The sequence below is a fragment of the Methanooceanicella nereidis genome (assembly GCF_021023085.1).
GTDB lineage: Archaea > Halobacteriota > Methanocellia > Methanocellales > Methanocellaceae > Methanooceanicella > Methanooceanicella nereidis.
This window is the reverse complement of the sequence record NZ_PGCK01000002.1, coordinates 247,467-263,903: the sequence shown is the minus strand read 5'-3', so window position 1 is coordinate 263,903 and position 16,437 is coordinate 247,467. Positions and strand designations below refer to the sequence as shown.

The following is a 16,437-nucleotide window of genomic DNA, read 5'->3' as shown; positions in this document are numbered from 1 at the left end:
TATCAGTATGCTATCGAGAGCAGACCCTTTTCCGTATTATGATCATTCGGAAAACGATATGCTTTACTTTACGAAGGCCATTGCATATTATTATTTATTATAATATTAGTTATAATTTTATTGTTTATTTATTAAAAATAAAGTGTTTTAAGCACATTAAATAAAGGCATATTTTTAGCCGGTCTCTTCCATGTCCACAGTACGTTGAATGATCAATGCCGGCAGGCATCCGGACGGTATGGGTTTATGTTATCCCTTAATTTCGTCACTATAAAATTTTTCTAAATTGATCGTCATGTACCGACCATTCTGTATTTATACGTGTAAGACACACCTGTTTATTTACTCAACAGATTTCACCGGGTGGTAAAATGATTAAGGAATTCATTTCCGGATACAGGGAAAAAACATATGAAAAAATGAATAAGGCCGAAGAGAAGATCCTGGAAATGAAAGGCGTTATCCTGTATAATGAGCTTTCAAGAGAACGGGGAACGGTCACGATCGATGATAATTCATTTAAGGAAATGGCTTTTTTCCAAAAATTACAATTTTTAAAGAGAATATTGCCTAACTTAAGGCGCTGCAGGAATATCCAGTCCAAAAGCGTTGAGTCTTTAATCGAAAATCCCGGACACCCGAAGACAATAGCCGATAAAGCATTTATCGCGAGCCTGGAGAAAGAAGCAAAGCTGATGGGAGTAAATGCGGTAGGATACGTTAAAGTCCCCCGGGGATCGATCTTTAAAAACCGGGGCATCCTTTACGAAAACGCGATCATCCTGACGATGGAGATGGATAAGGAAAAGATCGGCAAGGCTCCAAGCTTTGACACGATGGATAACGTGATCAAGACCTATGCCGACCTTGGCGAGATGGCCAATGAGATCGCAAGTTCCTTAAGAAAGAATGGCTACGGTGCACATGCAAGCCCTGCATTAGGCGGTCTCGTTTTCTATCCTGCCCTTGCAGAGAAAGCCGGCATGGGGGTGCGCGGCAGGCACGGGCTACTGATATCGCCGGGTTGCGGTCCCCGCCAGAGGATCGCAGCGGTCTTTACGAGCATAGAGAACCTTCCGGTATCGGCTGATAACTCTCACGAATGGATCCGTGATTTCTGTAAAAACTGCGGCAGGTGTATTAAAAAATGCCCGCCGGGCGCAATATATGAAACGCCGGTGAAAATGGCGAACGAAGAGATACGATTTGTCGACGGTGAAAAATGCCTGCAATACTTTAGCAAAAATTATGGATGCTCTGTTTGCATCAAAGAATGTCCCTTTAATACGGTCGGATATGATAATATCAAGGCGGGACACGATAGAAAGAATCGTGCGAGCAGTAAGGATAAAACTTAACCCGGCGGACAGGGCCGTAAAGTTAAAAACACATCGTATATCACCGATCTTTAAAAAAAGAAAAGATGTGACTTTGAAGTCACACAGGCACCGACACTATTTCAGGCTTCTTATATTCTATCCGCGAAGCCGGCGCAGACGATGTCGCCTTGATCAGTTCGGTCATAGGTATCGGCTCAGCGTCGGACGGGAACTTATCTCCCGGCATGAAAGCATCTTTAAGGGCGCTGGTCACCGTAGGATACGCATCCATTATTTCCATCTTTCTCTCTTTGGAAAACAGCATCTTCACGGGCTTTTCCAGCTTATAGGATTTCACTGTGCCGTCCGGCATGTACAGCGACAGCGTGCCGAACTCGTACAGGAAGTAGTCCCTGTCGTTGAATAGCACCTTGATGTCCTTCATGGTCCAGATCGCGGAAGCGCCGGCAACTGCGATGGATGTTTTACCGACGTCCGATCTTTCCATGGTAGCCGTGTCCAGTTCTTTTGTAGACATGTAAGCCATGTCGCTGGTCATGTCATACTCCCCGCTTAACGGCTTACTGAGAATAATGTGGGATACGTTATTCCCTATTCCCTTCAAGACCATTTCACTTATCGTGAACATAGCCGAATCAGTGCTCATGTTAGAGATCGATATCACACTGTCTATGCGGTCGATCTGCCTGCCGGTCATACGGCCATATTTATCGGCCATAGGATCTTTATCGTCCATGTACCCGTCCTGCGCAAATGTGCCGGGAACGATCCCGGTAAAAAGCGAAAGCAGGACAAATACTATTAAAATCGTTCTGATAGTTTTACTGTGCACAATTTATCCCCCGTAAAAAATCCGGAGTTATCTAAAAATATCTTTGTGAAGAATCTAACGTGAATTACTTGAAATGCAAAAATGATAGAATCTCCATTCATTTATTGTACTGTTTCATTGGCTTTTTGGATGTGATATTTTTGTGGTTGTGCCTGACGGATGGCAGGTAGGCACGTAACCTCACAAAAACACGGAAACACTAAATTTTTTATATGATTTTTTAAGTGCACGAAATCTCAAAAATTTACTCACCAAACCACAAAGGCTCCAGTATCACCGTCAATGCACAAACACCCCTAACGCTCGGCTTAACGCACTAACCTCTCTAAGTCACTAACGCTAAAACAAGCCCCGAACATTCTCCAAAAACACTAAAGTTCAATATCCCGGTCTGTGTTCGCCTGATCTATATCATGGATATATTAGCCATATAAACGTCAACCGTGCAGTTAAAATTTCGTGTTATTGGAGAATGTTCGGGGCTTGTTTTAGCGTTAGTGGATTAGAGCACTTCGAGCGTTAAGCCGTGCGTTAGGGGTGTTTGTGCGTTGACGGTGATACTTGAGCCTTTGTGGTTTGGTGAGTAAGTTTTTGTGATTTAGAGACCTTAAAAAATCATATAAAAAATTTTGTGGTTTTGTGTTTCTGTGAGGTTACGTGCCTACCTGCCATCCGACAGGCATAACGTAAAACATATCCCCCAATATTTGATAAGAATCATTGTACATTGATAGCAGCGAAACATTGACCATACTAAAAACTCCCTTTTCTGATATGATTTATACTAACTATTATATCAATTTAAATTAATTTATGTCTATATGCCAGCGAGCAAAGAATACCGCGAATTTTTAGAGTTGGTCAGGGATATCGGGATGCTTGAACAGATCGGGGGACTTTTGTCCTGGGATGAGCAAACTTATATGCCGCCAGGGTCTTTCCAGCAAAGGGCGCGATATAATGCCGTCATCGCAGGTGTCGTACATGAGAAGCTGACCTCGCAAAAAATGGGTAAGCTGATCAAAGCATTGAAAAAACAAAAGCTTTCATCTGACGGAGAGGCGATACTCCGAAACGTAGAAAGGAAGTATAAGAGAGCGTCAAGCATGCCCGCGGATCTGGTAAAAGAGATCACGCGAACTGCGTCCCTGGGCATGGAAGCATGGGTAAAGGCAAGGAGTGATAGCGATTTTAAAAAGCTGGAGCCGCTGCTTGACAGGATGATCGGCCTTAAGTTCCGCGAGACGGAATGTATCGGGTATGAAGACCGGCCATATGATGCGCTACTGGACGAATATGAGCCCGGCATGAAGGCCGGTGACATAGACTTACTGTTCCCTCGTTTCCTGGGCAAGCTAAAACCGATAGCCGAAAAAATATTGGGGGAGACAGAGCCTGTAGATGTTATCCCTCCCGGTACTTATCCGCTCGAAGAACAGCGAAAATTTATCGCCCGGCTGTGCTCGGACATCGGGTTCGATATGAACTGCGGGAGGATCGACATTTCCGCCCACCCGTTCACGTCCGGCACAGGAAGCGATGTCCGGATAACTGTCAAGTACGACGAAAATAACCCTGCCATTGCCATATTCCCGGCTCTGCACGAGACCGGGCACGCGCTCTACGAGCAGGGATTTTTGGAGAAGTATTATCACACGCCGCTGGCAGATGCGATCTCTCTTGGTATCCATGAGTCTCAGTCAAGATTCTGGGAAAATGTGGTCGGCCGAAGCATATATTTCTGGAAATATCAATATCCGAAGCTTCAGCATACGTTCCCGGGCATCGGCAAAATGTCTCCTGACGCCTTCCATAGATACATAAATCGTGTAAAGCGGTCGTATATCCGGATCGATGCGGACGAGATGACCTATAACATGCATATAATGCTCCGCTATGATGTCGAGTCGGCGATCTTCGACGGCAAGCTTAAGACGCATGAGATACCCGCTTTCTGGAACGAGCGTTTTAAGAACTATCTTGACATAGAAGTTCCTGACGACGCCAGCGGCTGCCTGCAGGACATCCACTGGTCTATCGGCGCATTCGGATATTTCCCCACATATGCTCTGGGCAACATATATTCTGCACAGCTCTGGGATGCGGCAAAACGGAAAATACCCGGTCTTGAGGATAGGATCATGGCTGGTGATGTCAGTGTATTGCTGGACTGGCTCAGGAAGAACGTGCACAGGCACGGCAAGCGGTATGATGCGAAGGAGCTTATCAGAAGGGTGACCGGAGAGACCATTAACGAGGATCACTTCATCCGTTATGCAAAAGAGAAGTATGGGAGTATATATGGTATTTCATTATGACCATAGTCATCCTTTTTTTTTTCGAATTCAAATCTGATAATATCTATCAGTTTTTGCATGGGGATATTAAAATTTCAGTTCAAGACATGAAAAAATAAGATCAATAAATAAAAAAAGTTAGTCAAATAATACTTCCTCGTTCATCATATCCCAGTACTCATCCATGATCGCGCTTTTTATCCTGTAGTTCTCCACGGTGATTATCGCTTCATGTCCTGTTATTGCCTGTCCGAGGTACTTCCCTCTCCTGTCTCCATACCCGGTGTGCAGGCAGTCGAACTTTACTTTATACTTATATGCCGGTCCAGGAATATCGGCCTGTAACAAACCCATCTTATCCGTATCATCATTTAGCTGCTCTATCGCTAAAGTCTCACGTATGCCGTCATACTTGAACGTCTCATCGTACGTTACAAAATTTTTCACCAAGGGTTTTACAATGTCGGCTGATGATGCGGGCGAAGCCTCATACGCACTGGCCATACATCCGGCGTTCAATAATATCAGTGCTATCAGGACTGCGAATGAAAGTTTTATCGTTTTTTCCATAATGACCATTCCCCGGTTTATTTGTAGTATTAATGCTCGTACTGTATGTTCAACTGGCAAATATATCAACAATTGTGCTAAATAATACTAAATTTCTTAATATTTGCACGAAAAATGCATAAAATCGGCTTATTTTTCTAAATGGGGTAAAATATATAATTATTTGGATAAAATATAAAAGGTTTACATGACCTTTACTGCTTTATTAAAAAACCTTGAATTCAAGCTTTCCCGGAATAAAACTTTATCATTTCAGTTGTCAGTGGTCTTTCAGATTTAACATAAAAAGACGAACCTATGAAAGGATTGACTTTCAGGTCGGATGTATGGGCTTGTTGATCATACCGGGATATTGTTATATTACCCTTATTTATACAATATATGGATATGAGGTTTTATGATGGGTGACGGCGGGTATGAACTGGTCTGCTATTGCGGCCTTTATTGCGGAGACTGTCATAACTATAAAGGGGAGATAGCCGATCTTGCAAGGGATCTAAGGAAAAAGCTGCGCGAGTCAAAATTTGACAGGACGTCAAAAGGATTATCAAAGTACTTTAAGGATTTTGAGAACTATGACCAATGCTACGATGTCCTGGGCGCTATGGTAAGGCTAAGATGTAAACGGGGATGCAGGAACGGAGGAGGTCCTCCGCAGTGTAAGATCCGGAACTGCTGTGTGAAAAAGGGAATACAGGGTTGCTGGGAGTGCGGTGAGTTCGAGACCTGTACAAAGCTGGATTTCCTGAAGCCGATACATGATGATGCATATATCAAGAACCTTAAAAAGATCAATAAGGGCGGCATCGAAGGTTTTGTCAACGGAAAACGGCATTGGTAAGACATGACGGGAGGAGGGTAACGGGCTTATGCAAATCATTCCGATCGAAGAAAATGCCTGTAATGAAGGCTATCCTTTCCGGCATAATTGCATATCTTTAGGCATAACACTTTTAAGCTATGCGATAGGGACGGCGATCTTTTACCTGGCAGATCCGTTTTTTGGCCTTGCCTATGTAATACTATGTGCAATATCATTGCTTGCAGGCGTGAAATTTCGGTGCAGCTACTGTTATTACTATGGTAAAAGATGCTCTTCAGGCCTTGGACTACTGTGTAAGCTGCTATTCAGGAGGGGCGACCCGAATGAATTTAAAAACCCAAAAAATTTAATGACAGCCGGGATACTTGACTTCGGAGCCTTACTGCTTCCTGTGTTCGGAGGGCTTGCATTGATATTGTTGCGATTCTCGATACTATCTTTAGCCCTTTTAGCGGCTTATACGATAATTGCGGTCATTGTTAGCTTCCTGATGAAAAAAGAATTTTGCAAGAACTGCAAGCAAGGGCAGATCGGCTGTCCGGCTTATGAGGGGATGAAAGGTAATACCCGTAAAAAGGATCAATAAAAACTTTTTATTTTATCACTGAACTTAATTAGATCTTATCGTCCAGCCTGTATATGCGCGGTTTTGGGTCCTTGGCCTTTTCCTCGGCATCCTTGATACGTCTCATCAGCCCGGCGCTTCCTATTACGGCACCGCAGGGCATTTTTATATGCGCGTTTTCCAGCACGTCTTTTACGGGTACCTTATGGATATTGCCGCAGCCAGGGCATGGTACGAGGATCTCTTTTAATCTATCGGACATATGCTACCAAGACTTCATTTAAGTGCATCGGACAAATAAGTTACTGTCCATGGCTCATGAAAATAAAAAATGATCCTGCTCAACCCTCTCGCCTAAACAGGTCTCATCGCACGACCCGGGGCTTATAAGCGGGATATTAATTTTCTGACATCATCGGCTCTCGCTCCGGCTGCACGGTATTTGTTCATCAGCCCCGGGTCCTTTGTGTATATTGTGGCATTCTTCTCAAGGGCGAGCTCAAGGGTACTGGAATTGAACAGGTTGAGCGAATATCTTTCCGCAAGCCTTCTTACGGCATTCAGGTCCCTGATCTCTAACAGGTCTATGTGGGCGTCACGGACGAATTCCAGCATGTCCCGGAAGTTATTATATGAACCAATAATGTACTTGCGTATCCCTGCCAGCTTACTCTTATCAAGCCTCTTCAGCTCTTCCACGGCAGTATCATCGAGCGTGATCCTCTCAGTCTCCGCCGCCGTAACGTAGGGCTCTTCATATTTTAGCCTGTATTGTGCTTCTGGCTTTTCCGCGGCCGGCTTTTCATATCGTGATGCCGCAGGCTCTTTATATTGGGTGCCGTATGCCTGTTTCTGTCTGGCCCTGGCAGCCCTTTCTGCACGCTTTCTCCTCCAGCGCATGAACATCCATATCGGCAGGAGTATCGCGAGGCCTATCAGGAACAGTATGCCCAGGCCAACGAAGATCCCGAGAAGTCTTCCCCAGTTAATGCCTGTCTGTCCTCCCGGCGGCGGTATTCCCGGAATGGCCGGAGGCTGCTGTCTTGCCGCTGGCTGGCCTGCCTGCGGGATCTTCACAGGAGCCGGTACACCCGTCCCCACCTCGACCGGAGCCGCAGCCGCGGGCGGTATCATCAAATTGTCAACTGCGTAGATGACTCCGTTCTTGCTATCGATACCTCTTGTGATGATCCTTGCGCCGTCGACCATTAGATAGCCGTCTTTAACAGATACCTGTAAAGTCCTGCCATCGATGGTCCTGACGGACCTCAAGCCGGCAAGCTCGTTCAATGTCAATTTTCCAGGTATGACGTGATACCGGAGTATGTCACCGATCTTTTGCTTATCGTTAAATATCGCGCCGAGAGTGTTCGGCGTAAATTTATCGAAAGCGTCGTTAGTAGGAGCAAGCAAGGTATAAGGTCCGGGACCGCTAAGCGTGTTCTCTATCCCTGCCGCGTCCACGGCATTTACAAGTGTTGAAAAATCAGTGAACAACCGTAGATTTTCAGGTATGGTATTTTGCTGTGTATCCTGTGCAGATATTAATGGCACTGTCAGGCCGATCATCAAGGCCGATAAAGCCAGTATTATGAGTATTTTCCTATATTCTGCCATAATCCCCCACAAAATAACATAAAAGACATTAATATTTATTTTTTTATAAAATTAATTTTTAAATTTGTTCAAATTTCTAATCAGTCAACAAAAACAGGTCATAATACCCTGAAAAATGGCCGTATAGTAAAAAGGAATATCCCGAACAGGGATATTCAAACTGTTTTTTATTATGCGGTTTTAAACCATAGCCCGCCAGAGCCAGATACCATCCTTCCGTAAGCTATTACGGGCGAGGCATCATCCTTAGGCACCTGGTATATTACCCATCCTTCTTTCGTGCCGCCTTCATAGAGTTCCGCGTTGATCATTTCAATACCGGCCATGAGAGGTATGCCATTTACAACGACACCGTCCGTTGTCACGGCATCAAAGTCAAGCGTACTGATGCGGAAGCTTTCCCCGGCTGGCCCTAATTTCTCAAGCCTGTACCTGAATTTAGCCATCAGGTATTCTTTTCCGTCCTTAGGGGCCTGGTTTAAGACATTGGCGTCCGAGATACGGTTCCAGGCTTCATCCCCTCGTACCGTCTCAAGGAGAGTGATCTCGATGCTGATCTTTTTCTGTCCCCAGTTCCAGTCTTCGACAGTGATGGTCTCCCCTATGGGTGCGGGATTATCCTTCGAAAAGCCGGCCGGCTCAGAACCCGGCGACGGTGTCGTGCCGTTCATCACCGGCGGCTTTTCCACCGGTTTCGCACAACCGCAGATCATTACGGCGAATGATACCAGCAGTATCAATATTAATATCTTATGATTCCTTATCATTTTCACACTTCCGGAATAATTAAATTATATGGGATATTTACTTAAATTTTCCTGTGAAATACAATATTATTTAAAAATATGATTAATTTTAGTAAATTATCAAACGTACAATTTTTCCCTGTCGACAAATAACCTTACTGGGAATTTCCTTGAGCTTTTTAGATCATATCATAAAAAATATAATCGTAAAACACATACGGCGAATATGTGCCAAACATCACTTTCATTGAAACGGATGAGAAAGGTCTTGATATGGTCCGGCCATTGTGGGAAAAGCTAAGGGATCATCACCGGGCTATGTCACGTGACTTTAAAAAAAGATATGAGGAAATGAGCTTCGAGAAAAGAAAAGAAGAACTTCAGGAAAAATCCAGGAACGGTCTTCTGAGAGTGGACATGGCTATCGAGAATGATACAGATCAATGTATCGGTTATTGCATCACTTCCCTATGCCTTGAAAAAGGCGAAAAGGCAGGCGAGATAGACTCTATTTATATAGAAAAGGATTTCAGGTCGATGGGCATAGGCGACACTTTTTTAGAAAGAGCGGAAAAGTGGATGGACACGGGCGGGGCGATAACAAAGAAAGTATCCATAGCAGCCGGAAATGAGGATGTGCTTTCATTTTATGGCCGCTATGGGTATCGTCCCAAATTCATTACACTTGAGCAAGTTAAAAAATAGATTTACTTTTTTCTGCCACTGTTTTTCCATCAAAGTCCGCCAGCCATGACAAATAGCCTGATTTTAAAGATCGCTCTTGACGAGATCCTTATCGGATCTCCTGCCGTCGTCTCCGATGGCACATAAAACCAAGTAATTGTTTGTCGATGACGATACTTGACATTATACTGTAATCTTCAAATACTATCAGTAAAGATTTCATTCAGTGCTAATGTCTTCAAGACATTATCTGGCTCGAGCCATGTTAGAGGTCGTTACCGTATGAAAATAAAGGATTTTGGTCATGTCTCTTTTATAGGTCTGTTACTATCAGTGCTATGGATCGTCTTATTGATCGCCTCGATGTCGGGTAAGGGCCCGACCGACACTCTGGATAAGGCGATAGCCGAACTATCGGGACAGGATATTGTTGGATACTTATCATATGTGAATGTCGTATTGCTCACTCTTGTCATAACAGCTTTATTCGCAGGGCTTTATCTGTACTGCAAGCACAGCGACCCCGGCCTATCGCTGATAGGGCTCGTTTTTATCCCCGTATATTGCATGCTGAACCTTTTCTCGTATCTCACCCAGATCACGATCGTGCCTTCGCTCATCTCATCATACGAGGTAGCCGAGACTGCGTCGATGTCAGGGTTCCTTCTGGGCTATATGATCCAGTCCTGGCCGGGCTCCCTGGTCTACCTGTTAAATAACCTGGCTTATGCGATACTCGGCATTTCGTCGATAGCTTTCGGGCTAATACTCATGAACCGCGGCAAATATGCCAGAATATCAGGATTGCTGCTAATCATAAACGCTATAGCGTGTATCCTGGGCGTAATAGGAATTGTCGGGAACATCGGTGCCCTAACGCCAGGCTCTCTTGTCGGCGGGATATTTTTTATCCTCGCGCTTATCCCCCTGACTGTCATGTTCTTTAAGGAGCCGGGCAATTAAAGTTAATAACGGGAAGGCGACAAATGTCGCCTACTCTATTCGTACAATGGATCGGCTATTCCATGCTCTCGTGAGTTCAGCGATCATCCGGTCCTGACTAAACTCGATGAATGTCTTATTAAAAACGCATATGGACACTTATTCTTTTTACCATACCGATACCTTGATGATAAAGTGTTTATTCTATCGGGACTATCTCATGAATAATCTAACATAGATCGGTAATGACAATGCTCAGACCACTCAACAAGTCCGTCGAAAAGAACTTCCACTTAAACTATGGCCGCGACATCATTGCAGGCTGGTGTAATGAACACGCAGGCAGACAGGACGGCATGAAGCTCAAAGTGCTTGACATCGGGTGCGGATACGGCGCCGACCTTCAAAACGTTAAAAGTTCAATAGCGGATAAAGACCTGGAGCTTTACGGAATAGACTATGATGAGCAGAAAGCAGAAGCGCTGAGACATAACGGCATTAATGTACGCGTGCTGGACATCGAGAAGGACGCTTTACCGTTCGAAGACGGGTTTTTTGACATTATCATAGCCAATCAGGTCATAGAGCATACAAAAGAGGTCTTCTGGATATTTTCCGAGGTATCCCGGACTTTGAAAAAAGGCGGGATATTGATCATCGGCGTACCGAACCTTGCATCTTTACACAACCGTGTCCTGTTATTATTGGGTGAGCAGCCGACTTCGATAGAGACCATGGGGCCTCATGTCAGGGGATATACTGTCCCTTCGCTTAAAAGGTTCATAGAGACGGATGGATATTTCCGGGTATCAAAGGTCAGAGGATCTAATTTTTACCCGTTCCCGCCTCCGGTCAGCAGTGTCTTGAGCAAAATATTTCCCCGGTTTGCGGCTTCGTCATTCTTGCTGGTCGAGCGTCTCGGTAAATCAGGGAAATTCATTAGCGTGTTTGATGCCAGGGAATTTGAGACACCATACTATAAAGGAAATCAATGATCAACGGCTATTCGCTTTTTTCGTGCCGGGGATATCAACCATTACCGGCAGTGTCACTATGAATCTACTGCCTTTGCTTCTGTCTCCGTGTACGCGGTCTTCTACCCGGATCTTTCCATTAAACTCTTCAACCAGTGTCTTTACAACGAACAGCCCGAGCCCTCTTCCTTCCGCCTTTTTCCTGTCTGCCACAAAGCGCTTGAAGATCTTCTTTTTTAAGGCATCGGGTATGCCCGGCCCGTTATCTTCAATAACGACCTTATAATATGCCTTTTTATCCTCCGTGACCACCGATACTTCGATATTGACGGTCAGCGGTTTTTCCGGGTCCGAATGCTTGATGGAGTTCTCTATGATATTGGAGAACACGTCGGTTATCAGCCGGTTTGATAATATGGTACATCCGGGGATCGAAACATAATTGATCGTGATATCCCTGTCCGGGGTCCTGGCATAATGGTCCCTTAGTTCCGACAATATGTCACAGAGGTTTATGGGGATGAATTGTAGTCTGCCCGCTTTTATACGCTGTATCTTTTTAACGTTTGAAATGAGCTTGGAGCTATTCTTAAGAGCTTCCGCCGGCTTTTCGATGAGTTGCTTATCATCTTTTTCAAGCCTGTTATTCTTTTCTAATATATCGCTGGCAAATTCCAGGTATCCAAGAGCGATCTGATTCAAGTTATTGATGTCATGCCCCATGAGGTCCAGGTACATCTCCGCCCTGTTCTTTGATTCTTTTATTTCCTCCTCTGCTTTTTTTCTATCGCTAATATCGCTGACTATGGAGCAGTTATACTCTTTTCCCTCGAACTCGATGTAATTCACGGTAGCTTCAACGGGTATTATGGTCCCGTTCTTTGCCCTGAATTTCGACTCGATCTTTGTGGACACCTGCTCTTTGATCTTTTCCCAGTAATCAGGCCAATCCTCCTTTCTGAACTTGACGTCCACGTCAAAGACATCCATGGATAACAGTTCCTGACGGGTATATCCCAGCGTCTTGCATACTGTATCGTTGACATAAAAAAACCGGCTATCAGGAGTGGTCCAAAAGATCATGTTCATTGAATTCTCAATCGAGAATAAGGCGAGCCTGAGGAACTTCTGGCTTCTCTTCAGGTCGTAATATTTCGATCTCAGGTCCGAGTTCTGTTCCCGAAGATTTTCTATTTCCTTAATTAAGCCCTCTTTTGTCTTATTCTCCTCTGTAAGGCGATTCATGATACCGGTCCGGATTTGTTTAATTTGTTATCAGTAACTTAAATACTTATAATAAAATAAATTCTATGGCTGCTAAACGACCTATCCTATTTTTTACCAGAACTCCAGTATTCTATTTCAGATCGATATACGGGCCTGTCCAAATTTACCTGTACAAGGTCAGCAGCCATATTTTCCAGATCATGGATTGTGGTAGGTTCAGGCCCGGGCTTCCCTGCCGCGCTCTTCCAGCCGCAGCTTCTCATGGTAGCTCTCAGGCTCTTCCAGATTACCGACCGCCTTCGTGATGACCTCGCTTAATGTCGGGTGGATGATCTGGGCTCTCATTAAAGGCGTCAGGTCCTGGCTGTCTGTGTTCATCAGGTATACAACCTGCTGTATCATGACCGGAGCTTCAGGCCCTATTATGGAGCATCCCAGGATCTTCCTCGTATCCTTTTCGACGATCAGCTTCACGAACCCGTCCTGCTCCGCCATGGCATACCCTTTTGCGGCATCCATATAAACGGCTTTACCGACCAGTATGTTATAGCCTGCCTCTGCAGCTTCGGATTCCTTCATCCCGACACCCCCTATCTGGGGGTGCGTGAACACCGCATGCGGGATGGCATGTTGATCGTTCTCCATTCTCTCGCCCCTTAGCATGTTCGCGGACACTACTTCCGCCTCATAATTGGCCGTATGCCTGTACATGTTCTTGCCCGTGGCATCTCCAAGAGCATATATCCCGGGCTTATTTGTCTCCAGGTACTTGTTCACCTTGATCCAGCCTTTTTTATCTGTCTCTACTCCCGTTCTCTCAGGCTTTAGTATGTCCGAGTTCGATCTTCTGCCTGTGGCGACCAGTATCTCTTCAGCTTCAAACCTGTACATTTTATCGTCGTTTCGGTTTTTTGCATGGACTACTTTTTTGTCTTTTTCAGCCTCTACCTTCTGCGCCTCATGGTTCGTGTGCACTTTAAAGTCCCTGGACAGTACCCTTGTGACCGTGTTGCTCACTTCCGGCTCCTCATCGTCCATGAGCGTCGCGCTTCTTCCTATCAGTGTCACGTCCGATCCCAGTGCAGAAAAGAAGTGCCCGTACTCGCATCCGATGTATCCGCCGCCGATTATTATCAGGCTCCCTGGCAGCTTATCGAGCTTAAGAAGGGAAACATGATCAATATAACCGGTCTCTTTCAGCCCTTCTATCGGTGGTATCCCTTCCCTGCTGCCCGAAGCTATCACTATCTTAGGGGCGTTGACAGTCTCATCCCCGCACTTTAAAGTATGGTCGCTGATAAACTCCGAGGTCTTCCTGTACCAGGTCAGGTTGTCCGCGGACCGTATGCCTTCTTCCATAGATCTTCTTTCCTTTTCCACTATCCCCCTCATGCGCTTCATTATGAAATCGAAGTCAACCCTGCTGATATTGCCTTCGACGCCTACCGATTTCGCATCCTGTAGTATCCTGATGACGTCAGCCGGGTAAATAAGCGTCTTGGACGGTATGCATCCCGTGTTCAGGCATGTCCCGCCGAGAGGCCCATGCTCTAAAAGCGCCACGTTTAATCCTTCGTTCACGGCATCGTAGGCTACGTTAAAACCCGCGCCTGAGCCTATGACAATGACATCGTACTTTTCCATAGCATCACATTCCCGATGAATAGTGGGCCATACAGTTTTTTAATTATTTTTGGCGTTTTATCCTAAAAATCGGGGCGAAATAACACGGATAAATGAGAATACCGGTTAAACAGCCTTTCATTGTATCAAAAAATTCATATCTAAAGTAGCTATCAGTTTAACTATACTATCGCGGCGGTAGGTTACAATTGAAAAGAGCTATCGAGAGTCTTATCAAAGGGTATGTAAAAGATTATCCCGCCCTAAAAAACACATTGACGGGCTGGGATGAACCATTAGTGGCATATGCAGACGTAAAAGATGAGATGTTTATCAGGCTAAAGGAGATAATAAGCCCGACGCATGCGATGCCTGAAGATTTTTTGGAAGGCGCAAGAACAGTCATAACATATTTTATACCGTTCGAGAAGTCTGTCGCGCAGAGTAATATCCCCGGCAGGGAAAGCTCAAGGCAGTGGGCGGTAGCGTACATTGAGACTAACCAGATGATCAATGACCTGAGCATATTCATAAAAGGTGAGCTGGAAAAGATGGGCTATAGGTCGGCTGTCATTCCAGCGACGCATAATTTCGACGGGGAAAAGCTGATAAGCGACTGGTCTCACAGGCATGTCGCCTATGTCGCGGGACTGGGAACGTTCGGCCTGAATAACATGCTGATCACAGATAGGGGCTGCTGCGGAAGAGTGGGGAGCATGGTCACGGACTTGAAGATCGAACCTACGGAAAGGGACGGCATTGAGCGATGTCTCTATAAGGGTAAAGGGATCTGTAAAAAATGTGTCGACAGATGCGTGAACCAGGCATTGAGGGCGGATAGTTTTGACAGGCACCGATGCTATGAGATGTGCCTGTATAATGACAGCCTGTATTCAGGTCTGGGCCTGACGGACGTCTGCGCGAAATGTATGGTCGGGGTACCGTGCTCGTTTAAAGGTCCCGGGAATATGCCCTGAATATATTTAATCTAAGGCCGGCAGGAGGATAATGAACCTGCTGCCTTTTTTGTAATCTCCCTCTATCCTGTCCTCTACCCTGACACTTCCGTCATAGCTTTCGGCCAGCTTTCTCACAAGGTAAAGCCCGAGCCCTCCTTTCGGAAGCGTATGGCGCTGAAATAATCTTGCTTTAATGTCATCGCGAATTCCCGGGCCGTCATCCTCAATGATGACCTCGTAATATCCTCTTTCTTTCTCATATACTCTTTTTACGCGGATGTCGATATTAAGGAGGCCTTTCGAATGCTTGACCGAATTTCCGATGATATTGCCGAACATGTCCCTCGCGAGCTCGTTTGCCATGACGGAATATTCATCCTCCGGCTTATACTTGATCTTAATATGCCTGTCCGGGATACTGGAATACTGCTCGACGATCTCGGATAGTATCTCACCGATATCTATCCGTTTGTTCCTATAGCCTCCTTCCTCTATGCTCTGAAGCTTTCTGACATTCTCTATTATGTGGGAGCTTTCCTTCATCATATCGCAGGCTTTCATCAGCAGCGCCACGTCATCCGGACCTATTTCCGATCTCAACTTTTCAATCGCTATCTCCAGGAATCCAATCGCAGCCTGGTTCATATTGTTTATGTCATGGCCCATGAGATCGACGTATAACTCTGCCAGCTTTTTGGAATCCAGCAGCTCGTTCTCCATCTCCTTGCGGATAGTGATATCGTTAAATGTCACAACAGCTCCTTTAACGTTACCTTCTTCCATCATCGGGTAAGATGAATATTCCACTGGGAAAAAAGTCCCGTCCTTTCTCCAGAAGATCGCGTTATCCACCCTGCATCCCTCACCATCCTTTATGGCTTTGATGATCGGGCATTTATCACTGGGGCACGGAGTACCATCGATCCGGGTATGGTGTATAAGTCTATGAATGTCCTTACCTATCACTTCCTCAGGCTCGTATTTTGTCATTTTAGCGGCAGACCTGTTAAACATTGTACAGAGCCCATCCGCGTCCAGCCCGTAGATTCCCTCGTCAGTAGAATCCAGCAATAGTTTAAAATTATCCGCAAGATGGCAGCATTCTTCTTTCAACTTGTTAAGCCGTGAACATGCTTCTTTCAGCTCTTCCACCTGGTTATAATAACTGTCAAGTATCCCGACAAGCTTTTCATATGTTGAGTCTTCGTATTTCATTTACTCCCCAATCACTCTATAAT

General features: G+C 45.2%; 16 protein-coding genes. 8 read left to right on the top strand and 8 right to left on the bottom strand.

Going from position 1 to position 16,437, the window contains the following annotated elements:
* The first annotated feature begins 371 nt into the window (after positions 1-371).
* Positions 372-1,358, top strand: coding sequence for a 4Fe-4S binding protein (locus CUJ83_RS03500; RefSeq protein WP_230740670.1), 987 nt, complete (start codon positions 372-374; stop codon positions 1,356-1,358).
* A 79-nt stretch (positions 1,359-1,437) separates the two neighbouring features.
* Here CUJ83_RS03500 and CUJ83_RS03495 read toward each other — a convergent pair whose 3' ends face one another.
* Positions 1,438-2,172 (bottom strand): hypothetical protein, encoded by a 735-nt coding sequence (locus CUJ83_RS03495; RefSeq protein ID WP_230740668.1) that lies wholly within the window; start codon positions 2,170-2,172, stop codon positions 1,438-1,440.
* Positions 2,173-2,993: 821 nt separating this feature from the next.
* Between CUJ83_RS03495 and CUJ83_RS03490 the strand changes: the two genes are divergently transcribed.
* Positions 2,994-4,490 (top strand): carboxypeptidase M32, encoded by a 1,497-nt coding sequence (locus CUJ83_RS03490; protein ID WP_230740666.1) that lies wholly within the window; start codon positions 2,994-2,996, stop codon positions 4,488-4,490.
* A gap of 117 nt (positions 4,491-4,607) precedes the next feature.
* Here the strand turns inward: CUJ83_RS03490 and CUJ83_RS03485 are convergent, their stop codons facing one another.
* Complete coding sequence (locus CUJ83_RS03485) at positions 4,608-5,039, bottom strand: hypothetical protein (protein ID WP_230740664.1); 432 nt, start codon at positions 5,037-5,039, stop codon at positions 4,608-4,610.
* Between the two features lie 397 nt (positions 5,040-5,436).
* Between CUJ83_RS03485 and CUJ83_RS03480 the strand changes: the two genes are divergently transcribed.
* Both CUJ83_RS03480 and CUJ83_RS03475 read left to right on the top strand, forming a co-directional pair.
* The gene (locus CUJ83_RS03480; protein ID WP_230740662.1) at positions 5,437-5,880 is read left to right on the top strand and encodes a DUF3795 domain-containing protein; all 444 of its coding nucleotides are present in this window, start codon (positions 5,437-5,439) and stop codon (positions 5,878-5,880) included.
* A gap of 28 nt (positions 5,881-5,908) precedes the next feature.
* On the top strand, positions 5,909-6,448 hold the full coding sequence (locus CUJ83_RS03475) for a hypothetical protein (protein WP_230740659.1): 540 nt from the start codon (positions 5,909-5,911) through the stop codon (positions 6,446-6,448).
* 28 nt (positions 6,449-6,476) lie between these two features.
* Here CUJ83_RS03475 and CUJ83_RS03470 read toward each other — a convergent pair whose 3' ends face one another.
* From CUJ83_RS03470 to CUJ83_RS03460, 3 genes are all read right to left on the bottom strand, one after another.
* Entirely contained in the window at positions 6,477-6,689 is a 213-nt protein-coding gene (locus CUJ83_RS03470) for a hypothetical protein (protein WP_230740657.1), read from the bottom strand.
* 122 nt (positions 6,690-6,811) lie between these two features.
* Positions 6,812-8,044, bottom strand: a complete 1,233-nt coding sequence (locus tag CUJ83_RS03465; RefSeq protein ID WP_230740655.1) for a fasciclin domain-containing protein — start codon at positions 8,042-8,044, stop codon at positions 6,812-6,814.
* Between the two features lie 170 nt (positions 8,045-8,214).
* Entirely contained in the window at positions 8,215-8,811 is a 597-nt protein-coding gene (locus CUJ83_RS03460; RefSeq protein ID WP_230740653.1) for a DUF4352 domain-containing protein, read from the bottom strand.
* 207 nt (positions 8,812-9,018) lie between these two features.
* On the opposite strand from CUJ83_RS03460, the gene CUJ83_RS03455 reads away from it, so the two are divergent.
* The 3 genes from CUJ83_RS03455 (at position 9,019) to CUJ83_RS03445 (ending at position 11,411) form a co-directional block, all read left to right on the top strand.
* Positions 9,019-9,495, top strand: coding sequence for a GNAT family N-acetyltransferase (locus tag CUJ83_RS03455; protein WP_230740651.1), 477 nt, complete (start codon positions 9,019-9,021; stop codon positions 9,493-9,495).
* Between the two features lie 261 nt (positions 9,496-9,756).
* Positions 9,757-10,437 (top strand): hypothetical protein, encoded by a 681-nt coding sequence (locus CUJ83_RS03450; RefSeq protein WP_230740649.1) that lies wholly within the window; start codon positions 9,757-9,759, stop codon positions 10,435-10,437.
* A 230-nt stretch (positions 10,438-10,667) separates the two neighbouring features.
* A complete protein-coding gene (locus CUJ83_RS03445; protein ID WP_230740647.1) occupies positions 10,668-11,411 on the top strand; it encodes a class I SAM-dependent methyltransferase in 744 nt (247 codons plus the stop codon).
* Here the strand turns inward: CUJ83_RS03445 and CUJ83_RS03440 are convergent, their stop codons facing one another.
* Both CUJ83_RS03440 and CUJ83_RS03435 read right to left on the bottom strand, forming a co-directional pair.
* Positions 11,412-12,635, bottom strand: a complete 1,224-nt coding sequence (locus CUJ83_RS03440) for an ATP-binding protein (RefSeq protein ID WP_230740645.1) — start codon at positions 12,633-12,635, stop codon at positions 11,412-11,414. It lies immediately after the preceding gene.
* Between the two features lie 198 nt (positions 12,636-12,833).
* A complete protein-coding gene (locus CUJ83_RS03435) occupies positions 12,834-14,261 on the bottom strand; it encodes a dihydrolipoyl dehydrogenase (protein WP_230740643.1) in 1,428 nt (475 codons plus the stop codon).
* 188 nt (positions 14,262-14,449) lie between these two features.
* Between CUJ83_RS03435 and CUJ83_RS03430 the strand changes: the two genes are divergently transcribed.
* A complete protein-coding gene (locus CUJ83_RS03430) occupies positions 14,450-15,217 on the top strand; it encodes a hypothetical protein (protein WP_230740642.1) in 768 nt (255 codons plus the stop codon).
* A gap of 6 nt (positions 15,218-15,223) precedes the next feature.
* On the opposite strand, the gene CUJ83_RS03425 is transcribed toward CUJ83_RS03430, so the two are convergent.
* A complete protein-coding gene (locus CUJ83_RS03425; protein WP_230740633.1) occupies positions 15,224-16,414 on the bottom strand; it encodes an ATP-binding protein in 1,191 nt (396 codons plus the stop codon).
* Between the last annotated feature and the right edge of the window lie 23 nt (positions 16,415-16,437).